Annotated in this window: 28 protein-coding genes, 2 tRNA genes and 2 pseudogenes; 17 read left to right on the top strand and 15 right to left on the bottom strand. The window is 70.3% G+C overall.

Features of this window, described 5'->3' with window-relative positions:
• Window positions 1–19 precede the first annotated feature (19 nt).
• Window positions 20–652: a protein-L-isoaspartate(D-aspartate) O-methyltransferase gene (locus tag ACODNG_RS06520; RefSeq protein WP_434522912.1), complete on the top strand. Its 633-nt coding sequence runs from the start codon at window positions 20–22 to the stop codon at window positions 650–652.
• A gap of 87 nt (window positions 653–739) precedes the next feature.
• A pseudogene (locus ACODNG_RS06515) lies at window positions 740–1542 on the top strand (protein-L-isoaspartate O-methyltransferase family protein).
• A gap of 25 nt (window positions 1543–1567) precedes the next feature.
• On the opposite strand, the gene ACODNG_RS06510 reads toward ACODNG_RS06515, so the two are convergent.
• Entirely contained in the window at window positions 1568–2044 is a 477-nt protein-coding gene (locus ACODNG_RS06510) for a DUF7382 domain-containing protein (protein ID WP_434522911.1), read from the bottom strand.
• 138 nt (window positions 2045–2182) lie between these two features.
• Between ACODNG_RS06510 and ACODNG_RS06505 the strand changes: the two genes are divergently transcribed.
• The 4 genes from ACODNG_RS06505 to ACODNG_RS06490 all read left to right on the top strand — a co-directional run bounded on the left by ACODNG_RS06505 (window position 2183) and on the right by ACODNG_RS06490 (window position 4532).
• On the top strand, window positions 2183–3334 hold the full coding sequence (locus tag ACODNG_RS06505; protein WP_434523068.1) for an ATP-binding protein: 1152 nt from the start codon (window positions 2183–2185) through the stop codon (window positions 3332–3334).
• A gap of 43 nt (window positions 3335–3377) precedes the next feature.
• Entirely contained in the window at window positions 3378–3782 is a 405-nt protein-coding gene (locus ACODNG_RS06500; RefSeq protein WP_434522910.1) for a fluoride efflux transporter FluC, read from the top strand.
• Window positions 3779–4141, top strand: a complete 363-nt coding sequence (locus ACODNG_RS06495; RefSeq protein ID WP_434522909.1) for a fluoride efflux transporter FluC — start codon at window positions 3779–3781, stop codon at window positions 4139–4141. Before ACODNG_RS06500 ends, ACODNG_RS06495 begins: the two co-directional genes overlap by 4 nt.
• A 76-nt stretch (window positions 4142–4217) precedes the next feature.
• Window positions 4218–4532, top strand: a complete 315-nt coding sequence (locus tag ACODNG_RS06490) for a hypothetical protein (RefSeq protein WP_434522908.1) — start codon at window positions 4218–4220, stop codon at window positions 4530–4532.
• A gap of 62 nt (window positions 4533–4594) precedes the next feature.
• Here the strand turns inward: ACODNG_RS06490 and cca are convergent, their stop codons facing one another.
• Complete coding sequence (gene cca, locus ACODNG_RS06485; protein WP_434522907.1) at window positions 4595–6028, bottom strand: CCA tRNA nucleotidyltransferase; 1434 nt, start codon at window positions 6026–6028, stop codon at window positions 4595–4597.
• A gap of 160 nt (window positions 6029–6188) precedes the next feature.
• Between cca and ACODNG_RS06480 the strand changes: the two genes are divergently transcribed.
• The 3 genes and pseudogenes from ACODNG_RS06480 to ACODNG_RS06470 all read left to right on the top strand — a co-directional run bounded on the left by ACODNG_RS06480 (window position 6189) and on the right by ACODNG_RS06470 (window position 6943).
• Window positions 6189–6297, top strand: a tRNA-Asn gene (locus ACODNG_RS06480).
• Between the two features lie 62 nt (window positions 6298–6359).
• Window positions 6360–6825, top strand: a pseudogene (locus tag ACODNG_RS06475) (group I intron-associated PD-(D/E)XK endonuclease).
• A gap of 42 nt (window positions 6826–6867) precedes the next feature.
• Window positions 6868–6943 (top strand) — tRNA-Ile (locus ACODNG_RS06470).
• Between the two features lie 73 nt (window positions 6944–7016).
• Here the strand turns inward: ACODNG_RS06470 and ACODNG_RS06465 are convergent.
• From ACODNG_RS06465 to ACODNG_RS06455, 3 genes are all read right to left on the bottom strand, one after another.
• Window positions 7017–7475 carry an OsmC family protein gene (locus ACODNG_RS06465; RefSeq protein WP_434522906.1) on the bottom strand — a complete coding sequence of 153 codons (459 nt, stop codon included), beginning with the start codon at window positions 7473–7475 and terminating at the stop codon, window positions 7017–7019.
• Window positions 7476–7716: 241 nt separating this feature from the next.
• Complete coding sequence (locus tag ACODNG_RS06460) at window positions 7717–8580, bottom strand: TIGR01548 family HAD-type hydrolase (protein WP_434523067.1); 864 nt, start codon at window positions 8578–8580, stop codon at window positions 7717–7719.
• Window positions 8581–8670: 90 nt separating this feature from the next.
• The gene (locus tag ACODNG_RS06455) at window positions 8671–9141 is read right to left on the bottom strand and encodes a UPF0146 family protein (protein WP_434522905.1); all 471 of its coding nucleotides are present in this window, start codon (window positions 9139–9141) and stop codon (window positions 8671–8673) included.
• 39 nt (window positions 9142–9180) lie between these two features.
• On the opposite strand from ACODNG_RS06455, the gene ACODNG_RS06450 reads away from it, so the two are divergent.
• The 3 genes from ACODNG_RS06450 (at window position 9181) to ACODNG_RS06440 (ending at window position 11280) form a co-directional block, all read left to right on the top strand.
• On the top strand, window positions 9181–9702 hold the full coding sequence (locus ACODNG_RS06450) for an archaemetzincin family Zn-dependent metalloprotease (protein ID WP_210113500.1): 522 nt from the start codon (window positions 9181–9183) through the stop codon (window positions 9700–9702).
• Between the two features lie 73 nt (window positions 9703–9775).
• Window positions 9776–10075, top strand: a complete 300-nt coding sequence (locus ACODNG_RS06445; RefSeq protein ID WP_210113501.1) for a DUF6432 family protein — start codon at window positions 9776–9778, stop codon at window positions 10073–10075.
• A gap of 47 nt (window positions 10076–10122) precedes the next feature.
• Window positions 10123–11280, top strand: a complete 1158-nt coding sequence (locus ACODNG_RS06440) for an aminomethyltransferase family protein (protein ID WP_434522904.1) — start codon at window positions 10123–10125, stop codon at window positions 11278–11280.
• A gap of 31 nt (window positions 11281–11311) precedes the next feature.
• Here ACODNG_RS06440 and ACODNG_RS06435 read toward each other — a convergent pair whose 3' ends face one another.
• The 7 genes from ACODNG_RS06435 to ACODNG_RS06405 form a co-directional block, all read right to left on the bottom strand.
• Complete coding sequence (locus ACODNG_RS06435; protein WP_434522903.1) at window positions 11312–12487, bottom strand: inorganic phosphate transporter; 1176 nt, start codon at window positions 12485–12487, stop codon at window positions 11312–11314.
• Window positions 12487–12615, bottom strand: coding sequence for a hypothetical protein (locus ACODNG_RS06430; protein ID WP_434522902.1), 129 nt, complete (start codon window positions 12613–12615; stop codon window positions 12487–12489). Before ACODNG_RS06430 ends, ACODNG_RS06435 begins: the two co-directional genes overlap by 1 nt.
• A 415-nt stretch (window positions 12616–13030) precedes the next feature.
• The gene (locus ACODNG_RS06425; protein ID WP_434522901.1) at window positions 13031–13558 is read right to left on the bottom strand and encodes a metallophosphoesterase; all 528 of its coding nucleotides are present in this window, start codon (window positions 13556–13558) and stop codon (window positions 13031–13033) included.
• A gap of 164 nt (window positions 13559–13722) precedes the next feature.
• Window positions 13723–14706: a replication factor C small subunit gene (locus tag ACODNG_RS06420; protein ID WP_434522900.1), complete on the bottom strand. Its 984-nt coding sequence runs from the start codon at window positions 14704–14706 to the stop codon at window positions 13723–13725.
• An 80-nt stretch (window positions 14707–14786) separates the two neighbouring features.
• On the bottom strand, window positions 14787–15734 hold the full coding sequence (locus ACODNG_RS06415) for an electron transfer flavoprotein subunit alpha/FixB family protein (protein WP_434522899.1): 948 nt from the start codon (window positions 15732–15734) through the stop codon (window positions 14787–14789).
• Window positions 15731–16519, bottom strand: a complete 789-nt coding sequence (locus ACODNG_RS06410) for an electron transfer flavoprotein subunit beta/FixA family protein (protein ID WP_434522898.1) — start codon at window positions 16517–16519, stop codon at window positions 15731–15733. The genes ACODNG_RS06415 and ACODNG_RS06410 overlap by 4 nt, the downstream gene beginning before the upstream one ends.
• A 105-nt stretch (window positions 16520–16624) precedes the next feature.
• Window positions 16625–17917 carry a helix-turn-helix transcriptional regulator gene (locus tag ACODNG_RS06405; RefSeq protein ID WP_434522897.1) on the bottom strand — a complete coding sequence of 431 codons (1293 nt, stop codon included), beginning with the start codon at window positions 17915–17917 and terminating at the stop codon, window positions 16625–16627.
• A gap of 199 nt (window positions 17918–18116) precedes the next feature.
• Between ACODNG_RS06405 and ACODNG_RS06400 the strand changes: the two genes are divergently transcribed.
• Complete coding sequence (locus ACODNG_RS06400) at window positions 18117–19463, top strand: DUF7094 domain-containing protein (protein WP_434522896.1); 1347 nt, start codon at window positions 18117–18119, stop codon at window positions 19461–19463.
• A 156-nt stretch (window positions 19464–19619) separates the two neighbouring features.
• The gene (locus ACODNG_RS06395) at window positions 19620–20066 is read left to right on the top strand and encodes a type IV pilin (RefSeq protein WP_434523066.1); all 447 of its coding nucleotides are present in this window, start codon (window positions 19620–19622) and stop codon (window positions 20064–20066) included.
• Between the two features lie 28 nt (window positions 20067–20094).
• Here the strand turns inward: ACODNG_RS06395 and ACODNG_RS06390 are convergent, their stop codons facing one another.
• On the bottom strand, window positions 20095–20739 hold the full coding sequence (locus ACODNG_RS06390) for a methyltransferase domain-containing protein (protein WP_434522895.1): 645 nt from the start codon (window positions 20737–20739) through the stop codon (window positions 20095–20097).
• Between the two features lie 114 nt (window positions 20740–20853).
• Here ACODNG_RS06390 and ACODNG_RS06385 point away from each other — a divergent pair, with 114 nt between their 5' ends.
• On the top strand, window positions 20854–21723 hold the full coding sequence (locus ACODNG_RS06385; RefSeq protein WP_434522894.1) for a DUF6663 family protein: 870 nt from the start codon (window positions 20854–20856) through the stop codon (window positions 21721–21723).
• A gap of 31 nt (window positions 21724–21754) precedes the next feature.
• Here the strand turns inward: ACODNG_RS06385 and ACODNG_RS06380 are convergent, their stop codons facing one another.
• Window positions 21755–22729: a C-terminal binding protein gene (locus ACODNG_RS06380; RefSeq protein WP_434522893.1), complete on the bottom strand. Its 975-nt coding sequence runs from the start codon at window positions 22727–22729 to the stop codon at window positions 21755–21757.
• A 168-nt stretch (window positions 22730–22897) separates the two neighbouring features.
• Between ACODNG_RS06380 and ACODNG_RS06375 the strand changes: the two genes are divergently transcribed.
• Window positions 22898–23176, top strand: a complete 279-nt coding sequence (locus tag ACODNG_RS06375; protein WP_434523065.1) for a DUF7536 family protein — start codon at window positions 22898–22900, stop codon at window positions 23174–23176.
• 118 nt (window positions 23177–23294) lie between these two features.
• Here the strand turns inward: ACODNG_RS06375 and ACODNG_RS06370 are convergent, their stop codons facing one another.
• Window positions 23295–23576 (bottom strand): ArsR family transcriptional regulator, encoded by a 282-nt coding sequence (locus ACODNG_RS06370; protein ID WP_434522892.1) that lies wholly within the window; start codon window positions 23574–23576, stop codon window positions 23295–23297.
• A gap of 283 nt (window positions 23577–23859) precedes the next feature.
• Here ACODNG_RS06370 and ACODNG_RS06365 point away from each other — a divergent pair, with 283 nt between their 5' ends.
• Complete coding sequence (locus ACODNG_RS06365) at window positions 23860–24168, top strand: hypothetical protein (RefSeq protein ID WP_434522891.1); 309 nt, start codon at window positions 23860–23862, stop codon at window positions 24166–24168.
• Window position 24169 lies beyond the last annotated feature (1 nt).

Below are 24169 nucleotides of genomic sequence, written 5' to 3'. Positions count from 1 at the left end.
CCTTGTGCTAACTACTCGCATGAACGACGCCGACCACGCGGCCGCCAGACGCGAGCTGGTGAACGCGCTCGGCCGACGCCTCGACGTGAGCGAGCGGACGCTGTCGGCGATCGGCGCTGTCCCGCGACACGAGTTCGTCCCGGAGCCGCACCGCGCCTCGGCGTACGACGACCGTCCGCTCCCGATCGGTCACGATCAGACGGTCAGCGCGCCGCACATGGTCGCATTGATGTCCGATCTCCTCGACATCGAGCGCGGCGACCGCGTCTTCGAGGTGGGGGCCGGCTGCGGCTACCACGCCGCGGTCGTCGCCGAGGTCGTCGGTCCCGGGAACGTCTTCTCGGCCGAGCGAGTTCCCGAACTGGCCGCGGACGCCCGCGAGCGACTCGACCGCCTCGGCTACGACGTGACCGTCGCGGCCGGCGACGCGCGCGAGGCGTTCAGCGACGAGGCCCCGTTCGACGCCGCCTACCTCACCTGCGCGGCGCCCGACTCGGTCCCGGAATCGATCGTCGACCGCGTCCGGCCGGGCGGTCGCGTCGTCGCCCCCGTCCGCGAGGGGAGCGGCCAGCGGCTCGTCCGACTCACGGTCCGCGAGGACGGCGTCGACCGCGAGGACCACGGCGGCGTGCGGTTCGTCCCGATGCGGTAGCCGATGCCTGCCGCGACGGCAGCCATCCGATCGCGGTATCGACTCGGCGAACGCACGCTTTTAGAGGACCGAGTCCCGAGGTCGCTCATGGACGACGCGTCGCTCAGGGCGGACATGATCGAGGGGCTCGAACACCGAATCGGCGAGCCGATCGAGCCGTCCGTGTTGACCGCGCTCCAGCGCGTCCCGCGCGACCCCTTCGTGGACGATTCCCCCGCGGCGGCGCCGCAGACGGCGAGGACCCTCACTCGCTTTCGCTCGAGACGGTGGTTCGGCTCGTCACCGCGCTCGACGCCGACGAGGGCGACTCCGTCCTCGTCGTCGGCGCCGGAATCGGCTACTCGGTCGCGATGCTCGCGGAAATCGCCGGTGCGCGTCGCGTTCACGCGGTCGACATCGACCGGTCCGCCGTCGTCGCCGCGCGGTCAAACCTCGACGCGGCGGGCTACGGGGCGGTCCTCGTCGACCGCGCGGACGGCGCGGACGGACTCCCGGCGTACGCGCCGTACGACCGGATCCTCCTCGAAGCCGCCGTCGTCGAACCGCCGCGCGCCCTCTGCGAGCAGCTGGCGCCCGACGGCCGGATCGCCTACCCGCGCGGCGCGGGGCTTCAGACGGTCGCGGCGATAACGCCCTCGCCCGCCGCGAACTCGGATCCGAACGACGCGCCCACAACCGGCGACGACGCGGACGACGACCCCGCGCCGGCCGGGTTCGAGACGGTCGAGACGCACGGACCGGCACGGCTCCAGCCGATGCTCGTCGAGGGCGAACAGCCCGGGATGGAACGGAATCGGACCCGCCGGGAGGACGCCGAACACGCCGAGCGCGGCCGTCGCCGCCGACACGGCTGGGAACAGGACTGGATCGACTGGGACGACCGCATCTGACGGGACCACACGCCCTTCGAGCGTCTCATTCGTCGACGACGAGCACCTCTGTGTTCCCCCGCTCGTCGACGTAGTCGCCCTCCGCCGGCGGCTTGATGTCGACCGTAAGGGTCCCGTCCGCCTGATTCGGACCGAGCTCCGGGTCCACGTCGACGCTCGCGACTCCCTCGCCGTTCGTCCGCGCGGTGGCGACCCCGTCGATCCGCGCGGAGCCGCCCCGAACGATGACCGTCGCATCCGCGACGCGGGAGCCGTCGGGGTCGACGACGGCGACGTCGATCGACTGGTCGCCGGGCGTGGTCACCTCCGGCTGCGGCTGCGCGTCGAGTTCGGTCGCCGCCAGCCCGTCGATGTCGCCGATCATTCCCATCATCACGCTGAGGCTGGCGACCCCGACGACGAGCGCGATGACGAGGCGGACCGGAAGCCCCTCGATCGCGCGGGTGTCGGTGCTGAACGTCCGGCGGTTCGCGGTGCGCGAGTCGTGTGTTCGATCGGACATACGCCTCGCTGGCCGCGGTATCGGTTATAAAGGATCGGACCCCGAAACGCGCTCCGGTCCGGCGACCCGACCGCTTTTACCGGATACCGAGACCACCCGGTCGCGTGTACGTACTCGGCCGCGACGAGACGGAGTTCGATCGCGAGGACGCGACCGACTGCGCCGCCGGAACCAGAATCCGAGGACGCGACCGACCACGACGGCGACCGTCCGCCCCACACCGCCCGGATCGGATCCTTCCTCGCCCGCGACGGGAGCGTCGGCGCGGCGGTCGGCGTCGACCTTGACGGCCCGCACGCGGGGGTCGTCTTCGGGAAGCGCGGGACGGGGAAGTCGTACACGCTCGGGGTCCTCGCCGAGGAACTCGCCGAGGCGGACGGCGTCGCGCCGGTCGTCGTCGACCCGATGGGCGTCTTCGACGGTCTCGAAGCGGCCGGCGGCCGCGTCGTCGACCCCGCGGTCCGACCCGCCTCGATACCCCCGTCGACGTGGCCGGACCTGCTCGGTCTCGACTCGGCGAGCGGACCCGGGAGCCTCGTCTGGCGCGTCGTCGCGGACGCGGTCGACGACGGTGACGGGGACGCGGTCGGTGTCGGCGACTCCGCGTCGACGGCGGCCGGCGAGTCCCCGTCACCGTCGCTCGCGACGCTCCGGGAGGCGGTCGCCGCGGCCGACGCGCCGGCGGAGACCCGACGCGCCGCCGCGAACCACCTCCGACTGGCGGCCTCGTGGGGCGTCTTCGACGCCGACGCGCCGTCGGTCGCGTCCCTCACAGCCGACGGCGACCCCGCGGTACTCGACCTCGCCGGCGTCCCCGACGCGGCCGCTGCCGCCGTCGTCCGTGCGGTCGCCCGCGGCCTCTACGACGCGCGGATCGACGGTGGCCTCTCGCGGCTCCCGTGGCTGCTCGTTGACGAGGCGCACGCCTTCTTCGACGGCGTCGCGGAGCCGGCGCTCCGAACGCTTCTGACCCGCGGCCGGGCGCCCGGCGTCTCGCTCGTCTGTGCGACTCAGCGGCCGGCAGCCCTCCCGAGCGTCGCCGTCTCGCAGTCAGATCTCCTCGTCTCCCACCGGCTCACGGCCGCGCGCGATGTCGACCGACTGGCCGAGGCGGAGGCGACGTACCTCGCGGGCGACCTTGCCGCGCGGCTCCCCGAGGGGGTCGGCGAGGCGCTCGTCGTCGACGACGCCACTGAGACGGCCCACACGGTCGCGATCCGAGAGCGCAGAACGTCCCACGAGGGGGAGAGTCCGCGAGCGAGCCGGCTGTCGCACTCGGAACCGCGCTGACGCGCTTCAGAACGCACAAGCCGCCCCGGCGACACTCTCGCGCATGGAACGGACGCCGTACGGGTTCCTGCTCGTCGCGGTCGGGGGGTTCCTCGGCGCGGTCGCCAGACACGCCGTCGACGTGGGGGTCGGCGGTGTCCTCGCCGCGGTCTCGTCCGGAGGCGGCCTGACCGTCCTCGGCGGCACCGCGACCGGCGCGGGGACGCTGGTCGCGAACGTCGCCGGATCGTTCGCGCTCGGACTCCTGTTGACCCGCGCGTCCGGCGACCGCACCCGCCTGTTCGTCGGGACCGGCGCGCTCTCCTCGTTCACGACGTACAGCACGTTCGTCTCGGACGCGGTCGCGCTCGGAACGCCCGCCGGCGCGTGGTACGTCGCCGTCAGCTACGCGACCGGATTCGCCGCGGCCGCGCTCGGACTCGCCGTCGGAGGGCGGGACCGACGATGACCGTCTCGCCGCTCGTCGCGACCGTGCTCGTCGGCGTCGGCGGTGCCCTCGGCGCAGCCTCTCGGCACTGGGTCGGACTCCGGACCGAAGGTCACCGGTCGGTCCTCCTCGTCAACGCGCTCGGGAGCCTCGCGCTCGGCGCCGTCTCCGCAGCACCGATCGGATCGACGGCGGCGCTGGTCCTCGGCGTCGGCTTCTGCGGCGCGTTCACGACGTTCTCGTCGTTCGCGGTCGAAACCGTTCGGGCGGCGAGCGAGACCGGAAACCGCGCCGCAGCGGTCGTCGCGGCGTCGAATCTCGCGGTCGCGCTGGTCGCGTTCCTCCTCGGATCCCTCCTCGTCACCGGCGTTTTCGGCTGACCGGTGACTCCTGCTTCTGACCGCCGCCGACTCGGCAAGCGATAGGTACAGGATCCCTCGGTCCCTACGCGACCCCGTGACCGACACCGACCGTTCCGTCGACGACGAGTCGACCGATCCGGCGGACTCGGGTTCCCTCTCCGACGACGTCGACCCCGAGGACGTCCCCGAGTTCGGGGACCTCTCGATCCTCCAGCGCGCGTTCGTCGCCGCCGCACAGAACCCCTCGCGCGGACTGCTGGTCGTCGGCCTGTTCGCCTTCTCGCTCGCCTTCTACGCCGCGTTCTGGCTGTCGTTTCCCCGCGTCGCCGGTCTCCTCTCCGCGGTCGCGGTGATCGTCGTCGCCGTCGCGGCCCTCGTTTACTGGCTTCTCGACCGCGTCTCCCGCTGACGCCCGGTGGATCGTCGGCGTTCCGGCTCGGCTCCGCGGGGCGCCGTTTCGGGGCGGTGCCCTCACGGCCGCGGCTCGTAGAACTCCCGGAGCGGTCGACCGAACGCGGGCGCCAGCGTCGCGACCGCGTCGCCGACCAGCACGTCGCGGTCGCCGAACGCCGGCTCCACCTGCGCCCCGAGCGCTACGTCGCTCGCGGCGTCGCTCTCCAGGTACTCCCGAACGGTGGCGAACTCCCGCTCGCGCTCGACGACGTACCGATCTCCGTCGATGAACGGCCCGTAGGTGTCCGGGTCGACGTCGTCGATGTACGACTCGTAGAAGCTCGCGGCGTGTTTCCTGACCGCGACCGGCGGCCCGTCGTGGCGCTGGACGGCGGGCCGCTCGGTCACCTCCAGCTCCGCGTACAGCGCGGCCCGCGTCGGCTCGTCGGTAGCGTCGCGCTCGGCCGCTCCCTCGGTGTCGCGGGCATCCGCCGAATCACCCGCCGCTCCCGCCGCGTCCGTCATGGCGCGCGCCCGGAGCACGTCGAAGCCGTGATCGTTGAGACCGCCGACGATCCCGTCCAGCGAGCGCCGGAGCTGCGGCCACAGCTGGTCGTCGACCACGTCGGGGGCGTCGAAAACGACCGCGACCGGCGTCGTCCCCCGTCGATCGAGGTGGGCGCGCACCTCACCGGAATCGAGCGGTTCCGGCTCCTCCGCTTCGAAGAACGCCTCGCTCGGGGCCGCGAGCAGCTCCCTCGCGTAGTGTTGGAATCGTGCGAGGTTCGTCGCCGACAGCACCGCGGCGACGTTCCGCGTCGGGTCCGTGGGGTCGACGACGACGAGCGGGTCCTCGAACGTTCGCTCGGCGTGCCCCGCGGGGTCGAACTCCACCGGCGGGTGCCAGCTCCGCGCCGACTCGACGAGGGGGACGAACCCGCCGAGTTCCAACACGAGCAGCTCCGTCAGGTACCCCGAAAACCCCTCGGTGCGGAGGTCGCTCCCGTACGCCCCGATCCCCTTCAGGAACGCCTTCGCTAGCACCACGTCCGCTGCGAGGTCGTCGTCGAGCCGTGCGGAGAGGTACGCGTCGTGGAACGGGGTGCGGTCGACCGCGGAGACCAGCTCGGCCGCCCGCTCTACGTCGTGACAGGGGACCAGGTCGACGTCGAACCCCTCGTGGCTCCCCTTCACGTACGGATGTTCGGCGTACTCCTCGTGGCCGTCGGGGAGGACCGCGTGCCCGACCGCGAGACCGTACTCCTCCAGCTCGGCGCGGTCGAGGTCCGCGTCGAACCGAACGAACAGATCGATGTCGCGGTCGCCCGCGACCCACGTGCCGCGTGCGGTCGACCCGACCTGGACCACGTCGGCGTCGACGGGGAGGTCGGCTATCGCCTCGCGGGTCCGGTCGGTCAGCGTCGCGGCCGTCTCGCGCAGCCGCTCGCGCTCCGCCGCCTCCGGGAGGACGCGCTCGCGGACCCGCGACAGCACCGCCTCCAACTCGTCCATACCGAACGGTCTCGCGGTCCGGCCGAAAACGTGTCGGTCGGATCGGCGGCGTGGCGAGCGGGCATCACGGTAGCGTCTCGCATTCGCTGTGTCCGCCAGATCCCGCCCCGTCGGGCGGAAACGAAAGCCATATCAAAACGACGCGAGTACGCGAAAGTGAGCCGAAGTAGCTCAGTTGGTAGAGCGCCTCGCTGTTACGACGCTCGGCGGAACTCCCCCCGACCGTCACAGTCACGAGGCGGTCCCAGGTTCGAGTCCTGGCTTCGGCGTCCCTTCCGTACTACTCTGTTTGGAGTCACGCGTTTTGTACGATACCGGCTCACACCTCTGTATGTCGCGTTTTGAGCAGTACGACCGCCTCGAAGAGCCACAGAAGCGCGGACAGGCCACAGAAGCGATCGTCACAGCGGAACTGATCGCCCGCGACGTTTCCGTACTCACGCCGGCGTACGACAACGAACCGTACGATCTCGTTATCAGGGTCGGAAGCGAGTTCTATCGCCTACAGGTCAAGACGGCGTACGACGGGAAAAGCGACGGTGCAGTACGAATTCCGGACCCGGAGCGTCCGGACGAAAAGCGACGGATACGAACGAGAAGGGTACGACGGAAAGATCGATTACTTCGCCGTTTTAAACGTCCGAACGGAAGACGTGTATCTCGTTTCGATCGACGACGCCGGATCGGCAGCGACCACGATCCGGTATGAACCCGCCGCGAACAACAACCGAGCGAACGTCAACTGGCACGCGGAGTACCGGCTCGATACGGTTCTCGACGGGCTTCGGTCGGGGTAATGCGGTAACCTAAAGAACGTCCCTCGTATAGCCGAGACCGCGGGGCCTTTAGCTTAGTTTGGCTCAAAGCCCTCCGCTCATAACGGAGTGATCGCCGGTTCAAATCCGGCAAGGCCCATCCTTTCCGCACTCGCTACCGGTTGGTTTCTCCACAGCACTCGTCGGCGAGAAATGGCCTCGTACGGTTACGTCTACTCCTGCCGAAGCGTCACGTCGGTCGTGGTCTCGTTCGCGAGGTTATCGCTCACGGGACACCGCTCTTCGACCGCGGCGGTGAACTCGGCGAGCGTGTCGTCGTCCACGCTGCCGACGAAGTCGACGTCGACGGCCGCCTCCACGCCCTGGTAGCCCGCCCGGGGCTCCTCGGCGCGGCCGAGGTGCTTGCGGGGGTTGAACTCGCCGGCGACCTCGACCTCGACGCCCTCCACGTCGAGGTCGAAGTCCGGCGCCACCGCGCGGACGGTCGCGTTGAGACAGCCGGTCCAGGCGGCGAGCAGGTACTCGACCGGCATCGCGCCGGTGTCGTCGCCGCCCATCGCCTCCGGGTCGTCCATCACCAGTTTGTGGTCGCGGGCCCGGGCGACGAACTTCGACTCGCCGTCGCTCTCGCCGCTGACCTCCATCCGGTGCGTCGCGTTGGCGTCACTCATCGGCCGAGTTAACGGTTCAGCGGGGTTAAACGGGCGACGTACGCCGGGTTCGTGCCGCCGACCGTGACTCCCCGATATCGCACGAACGGCGTTTGTGCGGACTGAAAACACCGGTTACGGTCTCTCCGTCGTTTGGAACCAATTTGGCGCGTCACGGATACCGGCCAATTTCGCGATCGCGTCGAACTATCACGTCGCGAACGGCCGCTTCGCGGATCGCGGTCGCGACGCGCGCCGCCGACTACTCCAACAACGTCACCAGTTCGTTCACGTCGTCGATCACCGCGTCGGCGCCGGCGTCGGAGAACTTCCTGCGACCCTCCTCGCCGGTTAGCCCGCCCGTGAGAACGCCGATTCCGTAGTAGACGCGCGTCTCGTCGGTCTCGTCGGCGTTGCGCGCGGTCCGCACGTCGTCGAGGGTGTCGCCCGCGAACGCGACGCGCTCGGCGTCGAACCGCTCGGCGAGTTCGACGAGTGCCCGCGGGTGCGGCTTCCCCTCTTCCCAGTCGTCCATCGTGAACCGCCGGTCGTCGGGCACGTCGAGACCGACGCGCTCCAAGGCGATGTCGGCCTCCGCGGCCGGTCGGCCGGTGAGGACGCCCACGTCGAACCGCGCGGTGAGGTCGGCTATCGTCTCGGGGTCGACGAGCGTCGGCTCGTCGTGGATGTACCCGTCCGCCTCGACCGGCGGCTCGCCGCCCTCCAGCTCGCGGTACAGCTCCGCGCCGAGGTACAGCGCCTGAAACGTCTCGCGGAGCGCGTCACGGTCCCACTGGTCGCGGACGCGGGCCTGCGCGACCCGCGGGAGGTCGCCGACGACCTCCTTGGCGGCGTCGAGACCGCCGCCGAGTTCGTGAACGCGGTCGGTGAACTCGTCGACGTCCATCCGGAGGCCCTCGCGGCGGGCCAACACGAACAGCGCGGCCGCGTCCGTCAGCTCCCAGTCGTTGTTGAACCCGCCGGCGTCCTTGAACGCCTGGACCGCGTCCCGGTCGATCGGCTTGCCGCACACCCGGTCGACCGATTCGAGGATCGCCCGGCGGTAGGAGTCCGCCACGTCGACCAACACCCCGTCGATGTCGAGGACCGCTGCGTCGACCTGGATACCGCTACCCTGGCTGGCGACGGAATGAACGTTCGGGTTCGCGGTCGGCGTCGCCGGTTCGAAGACCGGGCCGCGCGGTCGTCGGCTCGGCTACCGTGCGACGTACACGACGGGTCCCGATTCGGTCGCTCTCCGCCGGACGTCGACGACCGGTTCCTCGAACCCGAGCGTGGTGAACAGGCAGGCGGCGTCGAACCGGTCTGCGAGCGCGACGGCCGGCCGCTGGAGTTCGGCCGGGAGGTTCCGCGCGTACACGGCGTCGAAACCGTCCTCCTCCGCGTCGAGACCGAGCGCGTCCCGAACGGCTCGGTCGTCGGCCGTCGGCAGCGCGGTCACGTCCGCGGTGACGACGCGGAGCGATCCCCCGTCCGTCGCTCGCGTCTCGGCCGCCGCGTCCCGTGCGGCCTCGCTCACTTCGACGTCGACCGCGACGACCTCGTGACCCCGCTCGGCGAGCGCGCGAGCGACGTTCGGACGCCGGCCGACGCCGACCTCGATCAGCCGCGCGTACGGGTCGAGCGCGGCGACGAGCGCGCGCTTCGACGGCGGTGGTTGTGCCACGGCGCGGCCTTTATGATTGCGGCGGTCAAAAGCGGTTCCATGCTCGTGGACATCGTCCCGGTCGGAGAGGTCACCCCCCGAGTGAAACGGGAGGCCTCCGGCGCGCTGCGTTCCGTGTACGACTGTGACGTGACGGTCCACGACGATCAGGCGATCCCCGACTCCGCGTTCGACGCCGACCGCGGCCAGTACCGCGCCGAGGATCTCATCGAGACGGTCACCCGCGTCGGCGGCGGCGAGAAGAACATCGGAATTACGCCCGAGGACCTCTACTACCGCCGCCGGAACTACGTGTTCGGTCTCGCGTACCTCAACGGGAGCGGCTCCGTCATCTCCACGCACCGCCTCCGAACCTCCTCCGACGGCGGCGTCTCCACCAAGCCCGCGGCCGACGTCTTCGGCGACCGAGTCCGCAAGGAGATCGTCCACGAGATCGGGCACACGCTCGGATTGGAACACTGCGACAACAGCAAGTGCGTGATGTCGTTTTCCCCCACCGTCCGCGAGGTCGACGTGAAAGAGGAGAACCTCTGTGGCACCTGTTCTCGCCTCGTTCGCTGACGCTCCGCGCTCTCGGGTTGCGTTCTCTCCTCCCGCCGGTAGACGTAAAGTCCGTCCCGCACAAGGAACCGGTATGGCCGCAAAGCCGGAATACCGCGACCGGCCGGACGTCGAGGTCGCGCTGCTCGACGCGCTCGTCGACCGCGGGGACGAGGGGATGACCGTCCTCGAACTTCGCGCGGCCGTCGACGCCGACATCGACGCCGTCGAGGAGGCGCTCTCGGCGCTGAAGGAGGACTCGCTTATCATCGTGGAGTCGGAGGAACGCGTTCGGGTGTACGCCCACGAGCGGGTCGTTCCCGACCCCGACGAACCGACCGACGACCCGTCGGAGAGCCTTGTCGACGCGATCCGCGACCGGATCGGACTGTAGCCGCCCGAGACGGCGGCCTTTTGGCCCTCGATCGCGTCTCTGCGATCATGACGCTCGTCTCCGGTACCCACGACGCGCACGGCGCGGCGTACCGCGACCGCGGCGGTCGCGAGGTGGTCGACCACTACGGCAAGCCTGTTCGCGTCGGCAAGGCGGTCCGAAAGGTCGCCGGCGTGATCGAGATGGGGTACGGCGTCCTCGCCGTCAGGGGAGCCGACCGCGTCGAGTTCGTCGACAACGCCGTCTCGAACCGCATCCCGACCGCGGACGGGGAGGGGACGTACGCGCTCCTGCTCGACCCGCAGGGCGGGATCGAGACGGACATGTACGTGTACAACGCCGACGAGCGACTGCTCGTGTTCCTCCCGCCGGAGCGGACCGAGGCGGTCGCCGCCGACTGGGCGGAGAACGTGTTCATCCAAGATGTCGAGATCGACGACGTCTCCGACGAGTTCGGCGTGTTTGGCGTTCACGGTCCGAAGTCGACGGAGAAGGTCGCGTCCGTCCTCGGCGGTCCCGGCGCACCCGAGGAGCCGCTCTCGTTCGTCCGCGGGTCGATGGTCGACGCCGGCGTCACCGTGATCGCCACGGACGGCCCGCTGGGCGAGGAGGGGTACGAGATCGTCTGTGCCGCCGCCGACGCGGGCGACGTGTTCGACACCCTGATCAACCGCGGACTCAACGCCACGCCCTTCGGCTACCGGACGTGGGACGCGCTCGCGACGGAGGCCGGGACGCCCCTCTTCGAGTACGAGCTGGCGGGGGCGGTCCCGAACGTCCTCGGTCTCCGGAACGCGCTCGACTTCGACAAGGGGTGTTACGTCGGCCAGGAGGTCGTCTCGCGTGTGGAGAACCAGGGGCGACCGAGCCGCCGCCTCGTCGGTCTCGAACTCGACGGTCTCGCCGAGACGGTCGCCGACGTCGACGCGGACGCGAACCCGAAGGGGATCGACGACGCGCTCCCCGCGTCCGGCGCGGCCGTCTTCGACGGCGACGAGGCGGTCGGCGAGGTCACCCGCGCCGCGGTCGGTCCCGCGACGGATGTCCCGATCGGGCTGGCGCTCGTCGCGTTCGACGCCGACCTCGGCTCGGTCACCGTCCGCGTCGACGGCGACGAGGTCCCGGCCGCTGCCGTCGATCTCCCCTTCGTCGACGGGAGCGCGCAGTCCGCGCGGCTGCCGACGTACCCGGAACTCCGGGCGTGAGTGCCTCGCGGCGGCGACCGACGGGGCCGCTTCACACCACGAGGTCGACGAGCGAGTAGACGCCGAACCCGAGCGCGAACGCGCCGACCAACGACCCGACCCACGCGAGCACGGTGTAGCCCATCTTCTTGCGGCTCACGCCCGCGTCGCCAGCGGCGTAGCCCGCGCCGACGATCGCGGAGACGATGATCTCGTTGAACGAGACGGGGATCCCGAACGCGACTGCGATCTGCGCGATCGCGAACGACGGGATGAGCGCCGCGATCGACCGCCGCGGTCCCATCGACGCGTAGTCCTGCGATATCGCCTTGATCATCCGCGGCGCGCCGGTCCACGACCCGACCAGCAGTCCGACCCCGCCGCCGACGAGCAGTGCCCACACCGGGACGCCGACCTCGGTGAAGATCGGGACGAGGGGACCGATCGCGAGTCCGACCTGCGACCCGCCCGCCGAGAACGCGACGAGGCCGCCCATCGCGAGCAGGAACCGCCGCTGGGCGCCCTCGCGGTCGCGGCCGAGGTCGGCGTACACCGCGACCGCGACGAGCGCGGCGACCGCGAGGCTCACCGCGACGGAGCCTGCGCCCCCGATCCTGAGCCCCGAGCCGAGGACGGTCGCGACCGAGGCCTGTTCGCCGGCGGGACCGAGCAGCGCGAACCCGACGTTCGCGAGGATCGCCCCGACGAGTCCGGCGAGGACGGCCGTGAGCGGTCGCTCGGGCAGCGACTCGCCGATGAGCATCCGCGCGACCCCGTAGGCGACGCCGCCGCCGACGAACGGCGTGAGCACCCACAGCGTCATGATCTCGGCGTACTTCGGCCACGCCGGGTCGCCGCCCAGCGCGAAACCGACGCCGACGACCGCCCCGGTGACGGTGAACGCCGTCGCGATCGGATAGCCGGCGAAGACGCCGATCGCGACCAGCGCGGCGGCCGTGACGAGCGCGACGATGGCCGCCGCCGCCGTGAGCGTCACGCCGCCGATCAGCTCGGTGCCGACCGCCTCCGTCACGTTCGCGCCCTGGAGTATCGCGCCGAGCAGCCCGAGGACCCCGACCACGAGTCCGGCCCGCATCACGGAGATGGCGTTCGCGCCGACCGCGGGCGCGAACGGGGTCGAACCCGAAGACCCCGCGCCGATCGACCACGCCATAAAGAGGCTGGCGGCGGCGGCGACGAGCAGCGTCGCGGCGGTGACGACGACCATCAGTTCCGCCCGTCGTTGTACCCCTCGTTCAGTCCCGTCACCGTGCGACGGACGAGGAGGAACCCGAAGAAGAACAGCCCGAGAAGACCCACCAACAGCAGGATGAACAGCGGTTGGACCGGGAGCATACGCTCGAATCCGTCGGGACGCGGTTATAAGTTTCGAGCCGCCTGCTCGCGTGACGCCTCGAACTCCCGCGGCGCGCGGACGACCGCTCGATGACTAAAACGCTCGTTTGTCTCTCAGCCACGTATATGTTGTCAGCCGCGTTAGGTACAGGTGCGACCCCCCGCTTCGGCCCTCACACGCCTGAAATCGCCGGTCGACACGTCGGCCAGTCGGATCCGCACTCGCTCTCTCCCCTGCCCGGTGCCCCTCCCCGGCCGACCAGTGCGACCGACCGCCGGCGCCCGCGCCCGTGCGATTCGGGTCCTCCGTGGACACGACCGTCGGCCGGCACGGCCGTCCGCGGGGTGTCGCGTTCGGTCCCCGCGGTCCGCGACGGCGACTCCCCCGCTACGCTTCTCACGCCCGCTCTCGTTCTCACTCAGTACTCCCACCCTCGATCCGGAACGTCTCGAAGGTCTCGCCCTCCGGCGTCACCAGTTTTCCCTCCAGTCTCCCCTCGTCTTCGGCCGGGGTCAGTTCCGCGTGCGCCGGGCGGTTGCCGCGCGGCTGCGCGTGGCTCCCCGGGTTCAGTATCGGCAGGCCGCCGGAGTCGTCGAAGCGGGGTCGGTGGCTGTGGCCGCAGATCACGGCGTCCGCGTCGCGGTCGCGACCGAGCATGACGAGGCCCGTGTCGCCGCTGCGGTGGCGGTGCGTGACCGCGAACCGGACGCCGGCGTACTCGACGGTCCGCACCTCGGGGACCCGGTCGCGGATCGCGGCGCCGTCGTTGTTGCCGTAGACGGCCCGGAGGCCGGCGGCGGCCGACTGAAAGGCGTCCAACACCGGCTCGCGGCAGAAGTCGCCCGCGTGGACCACCAGCTCCGCCTCGCGGACCGCCTCCGCGGTCCGCCCCTGAAGCTTCGACTCCTCGCGTGCGTGCGTGTCGGAGACGACGGCGAGCATACCGACCGTCCGCGCCGACGTGATTTAAAAAGCGCGCCTGCCGCGAGGGAGTCGCTGGCGGCTCCCGCCGCCAGCGGCGAGGCTGGGGCTTTGGCGGTGTTCGCCGCCGAGTCTCCGGCAGCCGCTTGCGAGTGACCGACCGAGAATTCGAGATCCGTGTCTCGCTATTCGTCCAGTGAAAGCGCCGCGAGCAGCGACTCAAGCTGGACCTGCTCGTTGGCGCCCTCGGCGATCCGGTAGTCGGCCTCGCCGATGCGCTCCATGAGCCGCACCGCCTCGCGCTCGCTCAGCTCGAACTCCCAGACGGAGCGGTGGAGCTGGTCGATCACGTCGCCGCCGGCCATCCCGGTCTCCGTGAGGAGCGTGTCGAGCGTCGAGCGCGCCCGCGCGAAGTCGCCGTTCAACGCGTCGGTCACCATCGACTCGATCTCCTCGGGCCGGGCCGTCGCCGTGATCGCGTACACCGCCTCCTCGTCGACCACGTCGCCGGTCGTCGCCGCGGCCTGAAGCGAGTTGATCGCGCGGCGCATGTCGCCGTCGGCCGCGTACACCAAGGCGTCGATGCCCTCGTCGGTCACCTCGATCTCCTCGGCGGCCGCGATCTCGCGGATCATCCCGCCGACCGCCTCGTCCGAGAGCGGCGAGAACCGGAAGACGGCGCAGCGCGACTGGATCGGGTCGATGATCTTCGACGAGTAGTTACACGAGAGGATAAAGCGGGTGTTGTCGGAGAACTGCTCCATCGTCCGGCGGAGCGCTGCCTGCGCGTCGTCGGTCAGGCTGTCCGCCTCGTCGAGGAACACGATCCGGAAGTCGCCGCCGAACGACGAGCGCGCGAACCCCTTGATGCGGTCGCGCACCACGTCGATGCCGCGCTGGTCGGAGGCGTTGAGTTCGAGGAAGTTCCCGCGCCAGTTGTCCTCGCCGTACACCTGTCGGGCGATGGCTGTCGCCGCGGTCGTTTTCCCTACACCAGCAGGGCCTGAAAACAACAGGTGCGGTACGTCGTCCTGATCGATGTAGCTCTGGAGCCGCTCGACGGCCTCCGCTTGCCCGTGGATGTCGTCGAGGGTCTGCGGCCGGTACTTCTCGATCCAGATCTCCCGGCCAGTCGCCGTCGCAGCCGCCTGCTCGTCGGCCTCGCTCATTGCCCGATCCGAGGGTCGGCGGGGTGATAAACGAACCGAGACTCGTCGGCCGGGAGCGAGGTCCCCCTCGCCGCGGGCCCCTACGCGAACTCGTCGATGAGCTCGGGCACCACGTCGAAGAGGTCGCCGACGATCCCGTAGTCCGCGATGTCGAAGATGGGCGCGTTCGGGTCGGTGTTGATCGCGACGATGGTGTCCGACCCCTTCATCCCGGCGACGTGCTGGACCGCGCCGGAGATGCCGATCGCGATGTACACGTCCGGCGTGACGACCTTCCCCGACTGGCCGACCTGCCGGTTCTTCGGCAGCCAGCCGTTGTCGACGATCGGCCGCGAGGCCGACAGCGTCGCGCCGAGCGCGTCCGCGAGGTTCTCGACCAGTTCGAGGTTCTCCTCCTCCTCGATGCCGCGGCCGACCGAGACGAGCACGTCGGCGTCCGCGATGTCGACGTCGCCGCCGCCGACCTCCTCGAAGCCCGTGACGCGGGCGCCCGACTCGGGGATGTCAACGTCGGCCGACTCGACGGTGGCGTCGCCGACGCCCTCCGCGGGCGGCCACTCGCCGCCGCGGACCGTGAGGACGAACCGGTCGCCGGCGACGTCGACGGTCGTCTCGACCTTCGAGCCGTACATCTCGCGGGTGACGGTGAGCCCGTCGCCGTACTCGATTCCGACCGCGTCGGTCACGATCGGGACGCCGAGGGCCTCCGCGAGCGCGGGCGCGTAGTCGAGTCCGTTGACGGAGTTCGGCACCACCACCGAGCCGGCGTCGAGCCGCTCCGCCAGCGTCGAGACCGCCGCCTGGTAGGCGTTGTGGTCGAACTCCTCTCCGTCGGCGACGGCGTGGATCCCGTCGACGCCCTCGCGGTTCAGGTCCTCCGCGAACCCGTCGACGTCGCCGCCGATGACGGCCACGTGGAGGTCGCCGCCGCGCGCGTCGGCGAGCTCTCGCCCGGCCGTGATGGCCTCGTACGAGACGTCTCGGAGGTCTCCGCGGCGGTGTTCGGCGACGACGAGCACGCTCATCACGCGCCCACCCCCTTCTCACGGAGAACCTCCGCAAGGCGACCCGCGGACTCCCCGGTGTCGCCCTCGATGATCTCCGCGTCGGACTCGCTCTCCGGCTCGTACATCTCGGTGATCGTCAGCGCGCTCTCGACGTCCGCGGCGGTCACGCCGAGGTCGGACAGGTCCTTCGCGGCGATCTCCTTGCGCTGCGCCTGTCGGATCCCGCGGAGGCTCGCGTACCGCGGCTCGTTGAGACCGGTCTGGACCGTCAACACCGCGGGGAGGTCGACGTCGGTCAGCTCCTCGACGCCGCCCTCAAGCTCGCGGTGGACGTGCGCGACGCCCTCGTCGGCGTCGACGTCGAGGCGGTTGACGACCGCGGCGTGCTCGAAGCCAATCCGCTCCGCGAGCGCGACGCCGGTCGCGCCGAAGCCGGTGTCCGCGGCCTGAACGCCGCCGAGGATCAGGTCCGGCTCCTCCTCGTCGACGACCGCCTCGAACAGGTCGACCTTCGAGGCGACGTCCGGGAACGACCCCTCCAGCGCGTCGTCCCAGACGCGGACCGCGCGGTCCGCTCCCTTCGCGAGCGCCATCCGGATCGTCTCCTCGGCGCGCTCGGGACCGATAGTGACGGTCACGACCTCGTCCGCGACCCCCGCCTCGGCCAGTTGGACGGCGGCCTCGACGGCGTAGTCGTCCCACTCGTTGAGGTCGTACTCGAGGTCGGACTCGGCGATGTCGGTCCCCTCGATCGCGAAGTCGTCGTCAGCCTCCGCGACCTCCTTGACGGTCACCAGAACTTTCATGATCGATACTCGGTCGCTCGCCCTGTAATGATTTTCGGAACGGTCGACCGCGGAACAACGGTTTCCGGGACGTCCGGCGGAGATTCAGGCCCGAGTTCGGGGATCTCAGTCGCCGCCGCGGTCTCTGTCACCGCTTTCGCCGTCCCCACCACCGCGCTCGCCCTCCTCGTCGTCGGGCAGCGAGATGAGATTTTCGCGCCCGAGCCGGAGCTTCTCGACGCGCCCCTCGTCGGCCATCGCCGAGAGCAACTGCGACACCTTCGCGTCCGACCACCCGGTCTCGGCGACGATGTCGGCCTGTCGCATCCGGCCGCCGTTCTCGTCGAGGAGCTGCTCGACGCGCTCCTCGTCCGAGAGCAGCGAAAGGTCCGGCTCCTCCGTGTCCCCGTCGGTCGCCTCGTCGGCGTCGGCGTCCGGCGATCCACCCCCGTTCGGGCCGGCGAGAGGGGTGCGAACGTCGCCGCTCGTCGCTTCGCTGTCGCCGGTCGCCGCCGGCTCGTCGGCATCGTCGTCCTCGGCGCTGATCCGGCGGTACCCGACGACGCTCCCGGCGACGAGGGTCGCTGCGAGCAGGACCGCGGCCATCACCATCCCCCACGGCGGTGTGCCCGCGGGACCGTAGACGATCACCACGGGTTCGCCCCCGTCGAACGTCTGGGGACCTTCGATGATCACGTCGCCGTCCGAGAGCCGCGTCACGGCCGTGCTCGGCGTTCCGGTGACGGTGTACCCCTCCGGGGTCGCCACCTCCAGGGTCTGGGCCGATTCGAGGCTGCGCAGCCAGGTCTCGTTACCCGGCGTCGTCAACGCGTCGCCGAGGACGAGGCTCTCGCCGTCCTGATCGAGGAACGCCGTCCAGGTGAACGTCAACCGAAGTTCGCCGACTGCGACCGCATCCTCCGTGGCGACGTCGAACTCGTCCGGGTTCTCGTGGACGACGACCTCGCGGTCGACATCGTTGATCGTCATCGACCGGTCGACGTTTCGGTTCGCCTCGCGGCGGAGTCCCTCGAACAGCTCGGCGTCCGGGCCGACCTCGCCGGTACGGAACCGATCGCCGGCGGTCTCGAACGTCTCCGTCTCGTTTTCGTCCGCCAGCGAGTACCGCACGGCCACGGTCCAGTCGGCGCTGCGGTCGGGGTTCAGTTCGAGCCGGATCTGCGTCGCCGAGGGCGACGTGATGGCGTCGGCGGTCTGCTGTCGAAGCGCCTCCGATCGGCGCTCGAGCGCCTCGGTAGGACGCGGCGCGTCGCCGTCGACGGAGGCGTCGGGCGGAGCTTCGTCCGCGTCGAGGGTGGAGGGAGCCGTGACCGCGCCGCCGACCGCGCCGCCTGCGCTCGCGATCAACGCGAGCGCGACGAGCACGACCAGAAGCGCGCGAAGGGCGGGGTTCCGCATACGTCTCGGGTCACTCGCGCGCCGGGCAAAACGCTTTCCATACGCTATTTTTTGACAGGACGCTCCGCCGAATCTCCCCGTCACATTTGCGGACGCGACCGATTCCGTCGCCGCGTCGATCCTGCCCGTCCTCGCGGGTTCTCCCGACGACCGCTCGCAGTAGGTGGATTTTTTGTATCGCGGGGCGAACCGACAGACGATGAGAGCCCTCCCGATCGCAGTCGTCGCGGTCCTGCTGCTCGTGGCGCCGGTCGCTTCCGTCGCCGCACCGGGCGCCGCCTCGCCGCCCGCTGAGTCGGTTTCGTCCACCGATTCGACCCTCTCCGCCGGTTCGGCGTCGTCCACCGATTCGGCGTCGTCCGTCGGTTCGACACCCTCAGCCGGTTCGGCGTCGCCGGTCGCCGGACAAACGTCGACACCCCAGATAGACCGAGCGAATCTCACGCTCCGGACGCTGTCGACGCCGTCGGGTGCGGAGACGCGCGTCAGCACGTACACCCGCGGTCCCGACCTGGGCTCCTCGCTCGGGTTTGCGACCGCGGACGCCGACGCCGCCGTCGAGACCGCCGCCGTCGTCCGTCGGATCGAACGCACCGAGTCGACCGTCGAACGCCAACAGCAGATCCTCGCGGAGATCAACCGCGTCGAGCGCGCGGAGGTGGCGCTCAACAGCCAACAGGCGAACGCCTTCACCGCGCACGCAGCCGGGGAGCTGTCCGACCGCGAACTGGTCGACGAACTCGTCCGCGTGTCCGCGACCGCCCGCGAGTACGACGAGCGCCTCGACGAGCTGGACGCGCTCGCCGAGGCGACCGACGGCTTCAGCTCGCCCGGTCGGCTCGACGAGCTTCAGGTGGCGTTACAGGTGTACGAGGGTCCGGTCCGCGACACCGCGCTCGCGACCGCCAGGGGACAGTCCTCGCCGACCGACATGTACGTCGCGTCGAGCCAAGGCGCGGTCGTGCTCGCGACCGTCACAGACGGCGAGTACGTCCGCGAGGTGTTCCGCACCGACCGCTGGGACCGCGGCGGCGGTCCCATCTCGAACGACCTGGCGATCGAAGTGACCGAGGCGGCGTACCCCGAGACGGCGTCGCTCCGCGAGCCGGACGCGTTCGGCGCGGGCGCCGTCCAGCGGATCACGATCCCGCACGAGTTCGGCACCCTCCGAACCTTCGTCAGCGGCGGTACCGAGCAGGTGTTCGTCGAACACCAGCGGATCGATCTCGCCGCGTTCCCCGACAGCGAACCGGTCTCGGAGAGCGGTGACGGGTTCAACGTCACCGTCGAGCGGACCTACCCCGGGGGACCGGTGACCGTCACCGTCCTCGACGACGAAACTGGCGACCCCATCCCCAACGTCACCGTCACCAAATCGGTCGGCGACGGCGACAGCCAAGCCATCGGAACGACCGACGCGGCCGGCGTCGTCCGGACGCTCTCGCCGGACGAGACCTACCGCATCACGGTCGTCGACGAGCCCCGCGTCGTCGTCGTCGGTGACATCGAACCGCTCTCGACGCCGAGACCGATCGGCGACGAGTGAGCGTCTCTCCGCGGGCCACCCACGCCCGGTTTCGATCCCCTCGTCTCGGTCCGGTCCGTCGCTCGCGGGCCGACGGCCGCTCGGTGAGTGACTTCTTTTATACGAACCCGCTCCAACCCCGCCGTGTCATCAGTCGTTCGTCACGCCAGTCGCGGAATGGCGCCCGTCGCGGGCGTGTTGCTGATCGCGATCACGGTCGTGCTGGCCGGGGGCGTCGCGACCGCCGCGCTCGACGGCCCGAGCGCGACGGTGCCGCCGTCGGCGGTGTTGTCGCTGTCGGCGACCGACGACCGGATCGCGATCGACCACCGCGGCGGCGACCCGATCGACGTCGCGGACGTGACGGTCCGCGTCCGCGTCGACGGCGAACCGCTCGACGAACAGCCGCCGGTCCCGTTCTTCTCGGCGGCCGGCTTCCGCCCCGGCCCGACCGGTCCGTTCAACGCCGCCAGCGACGACGCGTGGCGCGTCGGCGACACGGCGACGTTCCGCGTCGCCGGGACCAACGACCCGACGCTCGAACCGGGACGGACGGTCACCGTCGAGATCACGGCCGACGGACAGCCGATCGCGTCGCTGGAGACGGTCGTCGAATCGGGCTGAGAACGCGCCGGCCGCAGGAGACGCGTCGCTACTCGGCGCCGTCCGTCTCGTCGCCGCCCGGGACCCGGGCGACAGTCGTGATCGCTCGCGGGCTCTGGGGCGTGGCCCGCTGGATGTGGTGTTCGAACTCCTCGTAGCCGGCCGCCTCGAACATCCGGTCCGCCTCGTCGGCGTCGTAGAACAGCATGATCGCGTCGGCCACCCGCTGGAGGATCGGGTTGTGCGGATAGTCGGGACCGACGACGAGCACCTGTCCCCCGGGCTTCGCGACGCGGCGGAGTTCCCGGAGCCCCTCGACGGGGTTGGGCCAGTACTCGATGGACCCCGACGACCAGACCACGTCGAACGTGTCGTCGCGGAACGGGAGCCGCTCGGCGTCGCCGCGGTAGAAGTTCACGCGGTCGCGTTTCCCGAACTTCTCGAACGCCTTCTCCATCTGGTGGACGCTCTGGTCGAGACCGTGGACGTTGTCGGCGTGTTCGAGCAGTCCCTCGGTGCCGAACCCAGTGCCACAGCCCACGTCGAGCACCGTCGGGTCGTCGCCGAACTCCAGCCACGAGAGCGCCTCAGCGCGCATCTCCTCGCTCCAGTTGAAGCGGTTGACCCGGTCGTACACCTTCGAGAGATACTTGTAGAAGAGCCGGGCGTTCGACTTGTCCTCGAGGATCCCCATTTACCGATTCGTTGGGTCGCCCGCCCCATAACGACACGGATCCGCGGGCGACGAGTGTCCCCTTCGGCGCCTCGCTTCCGACCGCCTTTTCCGCGCTCCGTCCCACCGTCGGGTATGGACCCGACGACGAGCGGCCGGTTCCGCGTCCACGACCGCCGCCAGCGGCCGGACATCGACGACGGCGCGGGCGCGGTCGCCGACGCCGCCGCGGCTACCGACTCCGTCGACGCCGAGGAGTTCGTCCTCGTCGAGATCGCGGACGAGCCGGTCGATCCGACCGACGCCGACGCCGACGACCGGTACGACCCGCTCTACGCGACCGCGGAGGGGTACGAGGCCGACCTCGCGGACGCCATCGACGCGCTCCGGCCCGGCTTCGTCGTCGACGCGACGCTGGCGTGGACCGACGGCTCCGCCCGCTTCCGCGAGGTCGAGGTCGTCCGCGAGACGCGGTTCCGCTTCGCGGACGAGGTCGAGGGGATGTTCGAGGCGGCCGTCGAGACCTGGAAGCAGATCCGCGCCGAGGGCGAGCCGGTCGGCTCGATCACGACCCGGTCGAACGACGGCGACCCCAACGGCGCGCTGTACCTCTTCGCGGACGGTCCCGGCAGCGACGCCTTCGAGGAGGTGCGTACGGGCCGGCTCCCGATCGAGCCGCTCGTCGCGCGCGTGAACGACTCGCGGGACGACGACGACCCGCGAGAGGTGTTCGTGTTACGCCCCGCGGCACACGAGTTCGTCGCCGTCTACGTCGTCTTCGACCGCGACGGCGTGCTCGCGCAGACCGTCCGGGACACCTACGACCTCGGTTCGGGTCTCGCCGCCGGACTCGACGCGAGCTACCCCGGCGGCGGAGACGGCAGCGACCCCGCCGTTCCCGGCGACTCGGACGGTCCCGCCGACTCGGACGGTTCGGACGATCCGGACGGTCCCGACGACGACCTCGACGGCGGAGACGACTTCGACGCGCTCGACCGCCTGTAGGCGCTTTCTCCCTCTCGCGACCACCGCCGCGCTACAGCCAGTCGGCGTCGGGATCGACGCGGCCCTCGGGCGTCTCGCCGTTGAGGACGGCCGCCACGTCGGCCGCGCCGCTCCGGTTCAAGTCGTCTCTGGCCTCCTCGCTGTACCACGCCGCGTGCGGCGTCACGACCGTGTCGTCGCGACCGACGAGCGGGTCGTCCTCGGGCGGTTCCTCGGCGAGCACGTCGAGTCCGGCGGCCTTGATCTCCCCGGCGTCCAGCGCGTCGAGCAGGGCATCGCCGTCGACGACCGGGCCGCGGCTCACGTTGACGACGACCGAGTCCTCGCTCAGCCGCGCCAGCGCGTCCGCGTCGACGATCCCCCGCGTCGCGTCCGTCAGGGGCGCGTAGACGCCGACGTGGTCGGCGCGGTCGAACAGTCCCTCCAACTCGACCTTCTCGACGCCGTACTCGGCCATCTCGTCGGCGTCGACGAAGGGATCGTACGCGACGAGGTCGGCGCCGAACCCGGAGAGCTGCTCGGCCGCCCGCCGAGCGATCGGACCGAACGAGAGCAGCCCGATCGTCGACGCGCTCACGCGCCGGATCGGCCGGCCGTCCTCCCAGCTCCACCCGCCGGCCGCGACCGCGTCGTCGTACGCCTTCAGCGAGCGCAGACAGGCGAAAAGCAGCGAGACGGAGTGGGTCGCCACCTCGTCGGTGCAGTAGTCTGGAACGCGGGTGACGACCACGCCGCGCTCCGCCGCCGCCGCGACGTCGACGTTGTCCACGCCGACGGCCGAGCGAACGACGACTCGGAGATCCAGGGCGTCGAGCGCCGCCTCGGTGACGGGCGTGTTGATGTCGGTGACGACCGCGTCGGCGCCGGCCGCCGCCTCGATCAGCCGCTCGGTCGACCCCAGCTCCGCGACCTCGATGTCGACCGGTTCGTCGTCGGCGCCACCGAGGACCTCGCGGTACGTCTCCGGGTCTATCATCGGGAACGCCGACAGCACGACTTTGGGCATACGCCGGGCTTCTCTGCCGATCCACTTGATGGCTGTCACTAACGCTGTCAGGCGTTCGTACGTCCGTTTCGATCGTGAGGGAACGGCGTCCGCGCGTCGCGTTCCGATGGCTCTTTGCGGCCGCCGCCCCGACGATCCGTCGTGAGCGACGAGCGTACGAAACCACCGATGCTGGTCCTGCTGGAGTCGCTGTCCTTCTACCGCAACGTTCGGATCGGGGCGGCGGTCGGTGCGCTGCTCGCGGTCCTGCTGTACCTCGTCAGAACCTTGGAACTGCTCGGACCGGTGATCGACGCGCGGGACTACCCGCTGTTCGGGCCGGACGCCTGGTTCCTCCTGCTGGCGTTCGTGTTGGCGGCGACGTCGGCGCTGTTCGTCGCCGTCGTCCTCACGATCGCGACGGCGGTCCGCGGCGCGCGCGAAGACGGACTGGACCGTCCGGAGTAGCCGCGTCGCCGGAGTAACCGATACTGCGGTGTCCGGAGCGGCCGATACGCGTCGCTCGATATCGTCGGTACGAGGGGGCTAAAAGACCGAAACCGGACGGGGGATCGAGGGCGACGAGTCAGTCGGCGGTACAGGAGGTCTCGCTCTCGTCGGCGGTGAACTCCTGTGCCGGCTCCGTGAGCTTGTAGAGGTTCTGCCTGGCGTCAGCGAAGTAGACGTCCTCGTCGACGACGCCGATACCCTCCAGCCGTTCGAGCGCGTATCGGACGGTGCGGGCCGAAAGCATCGACTCTTGGACGATCCCCTTCTGGGTCAACGGTCCGTTGTACTCGAGCACCTTGAAGACGAGCTTGGCGCTCGGCGGGAGGTCGTCGAGGCCCTCCGTTTGGGTTCCTTCCATCGTTACGATTCGAAACCGTACACGCTCATAAATGTTGATGGAGCATCCCCGCCAAACCGCCGTTTACCGGATATATACGCCGCATTTTACACCTGAACCCAGCAACATTATCTGGTTTCTGCCCGCTGGACTGACCAGTCAGTCAGCGATTCGGCTCGCGCGCGCCTCGGCCGCGGCGGCGCGCGCCGACGGACGGGCGGCGTCGCTCCGCGGCTGGCGCGTCCCGACCGCGGGCGGCGGCCGGAACGAACGGTTTTTCACGGGCGCTCGCGGATCCGAAGGCATGAGCGACGATTCGGGCCTGTCAGACCACGCCCGCGGCGTGGTCGTCACGACCATCTGCTGTCTCGCCGGCATCGCCGCCGGCGTCGTCTCGGCCGTCTACGTCGGGACCGACCCCGCCGCCGCGGCGAGCACCACCGCGGTCTTCGTGTTGGGGGCGTTCGTCATCGTCCAGTACCCGGTGTTCAAGGCGGTCGGCGTCGGCGACCTCGGGATCAAAGACAACCTCTACGTGGCGTTTCTCACGTTCTCCCTCTGGTTCATCAGCTACACCGTGCTGCTGACGTCTGCCGTCGAACTGGGGATCTGAG

The organism is Halorubrum sp. AS12, assembly GCF_051122765.1.
Taxonomy (GTDB): domain Archaea; phylum Halobacteriota; class Halobacteria; order Halobacteriales; family Haloferacaceae; genus Halorubrum; species Halorubrum trapanicum.
The sequence above is the reverse complement of the archived record's forward strand: the minus strand, read 5'-3'. Positions and strand labels throughout refer to the sequence as shown.

Excerpts from the sequence above, each read along its gene's own strand:
- ACODNG_RS06465 (WP_434522906.1), bottom strand. The coding sequence starts at position 7,475 with ATGAGTGACGCCAACGCGACGCACCGGATGGAGGTCAGCGGCGAGAGC.
- ACODNG_RS06500 (WP_434522910.1), top strand. The coding sequence starts at position 3,378 with ATGGAACGGACGCCGTACGGGTTCCTGCTCGTCGCGGTCGGGGGGTTC.
- ACODNG_RS06400 (WP_434522896.1), top strand. The coding sequence starts at position 18,117 with ATGAGAGCCCTCCCGATCGCAGTCGTCGCGGTCCTGCTGCTCGTGGCG.
- ACODNG_RS06520 (WP_434522912.1), top strand. The coding sequence starts at position 20 with ATGAACGACGCCGACCACGCGGCCGCCAGACGCGAGCTGGTGAACGCG.
- ACODNG_RS06380 (WP_434522893.1), bottom strand. The coding sequence starts at position 22,729 with ATGCCCAAAGTCGTGCTGTCGGCGTTCCCGATGATAGACCCGGAGACG.
- ACODNG_RS06375 (WP_434523065.1), top strand. The coding sequence starts at position 22,898 with ATGCTGGTCCTGCTGGAGTCGCTGTCCTTCTACCGCAACGTTCGGATC.
- ACODNG_RS06420 (WP_434522900.1), bottom strand. The coding sequence starts at position 14,706 with ATGAGCGAGGCCGACGAGCAGGCGGCTGCGACGGCGACTGGCCGGGAG.
- ACODNG_RS06425 (WP_434522901.1), bottom strand. The coding sequence starts at position 13,558 with ATGCTCGCCGTCGTCTCCGACACGCACGCACGCGAGGAGTCGAAGCTT.
- ACODNG_RS06370 (WP_434522892.1), bottom strand. The coding sequence starts at position 23,576 with ATGGAAGGAACCCAAACGGAGGGCCTCGACGACCTCCCGCCGAGCGCC.
- ACODNG_RS06435 (WP_434522903.1), bottom strand. The coding sequence starts at position 12,487 with ATGGTCGTCGTCACCGCCGCGACGCTGCTCGTCGCCGCCGCCGCCAGC.
- ACODNG_RS06495 (WP_434522909.1), top strand. The coding sequence starts at position 3,779 with ATGACCGTCTCGCCGCTCGTCGCGACCGTGCTCGTCGGCGTCGGCGGT.
- ACODNG_RS06440 (WP_434522904.1), top strand. The coding sequence starts at position 10,123 with ATGACGCTCGTCTCCGGTACCCACGACGCGCACGGCGCGGCGTACCGC.
- cca (WP_434522907.1), bottom strand. The coding sequence starts at position 6,028 with ATGGACGAGTTGGAGGCGGTGCTGTCGCGGGTCCGCGAGCGCGTCCTC.
- ACODNG_RS06450 (WP_210113500.1), top strand. The coding sequence starts at position 9,181 with ATGCTCGTGGACATCGTCCCGGTCGGAGAGGTCACCCCCCGAGTGAAA.
- ACODNG_RS06390 (WP_434522895.1), bottom strand. The coding sequence starts at position 20,739 with ATGGGGATCCTCGAGGACAAGTCGAACGCCCGGCTCTTCTACAAGTAT.
- ACODNG_RS06385 (WP_434522894.1), top strand. The coding sequence starts at position 20,854 with ATGGACCCGACGACGAGCGGCCGGTTCCGCGTCCACGACCGCCGCCAG.
- ACODNG_RS06365 (WP_434522891.1), top strand. The coding sequence starts at position 23,860 with ATGAGCGACGATTCGGGCCTGTCAGACCACGCCCGCGGCGTGGTCGTC.
- ACODNG_RS06410 (WP_434522898.1), bottom strand. The coding sequence starts at position 16,519 with ATGAAAGTTCTGGTGACCGTCAAGGAGGTCGCGGAGGCTGACGACGAC.
- ACODNG_RS06510 (WP_434522911.1), bottom strand. The coding sequence starts at position 2,044 with ATGTCCGATCGAACACACGACTCGCGCACCGCGAACCGCCGGACGTTC.
- ACODNG_RS06405 (WP_434522897.1), bottom strand. The coding sequence starts at position 17,917 with ATGCGGAACCCCGCCCTTCGCGCGCTTCTGGTCGTGCTCGTCGCGCTC.
- ACODNG_RS06430 (WP_434522902.1), bottom strand. The coding sequence starts at position 12,615 with ATGCTCCCGGTCCAACCGCTGTTCATCCTGCTGTTGGTGGGTCTTCTC.
- ACODNG_RS06445 (WP_210113501.1), top strand. The coding sequence starts at position 9,776 with ATGGCCGCAAAGCCGGAATACCGCGACCGGCCGGACGTCGAGGTCGCG.
- ACODNG_RS06395 (WP_434523066.1), top strand. The coding sequence starts at position 19,620 with ATGGCGCCCGTCGCGGGCGTGTTGCTGATCGCGATCACGGTCGTGCTG.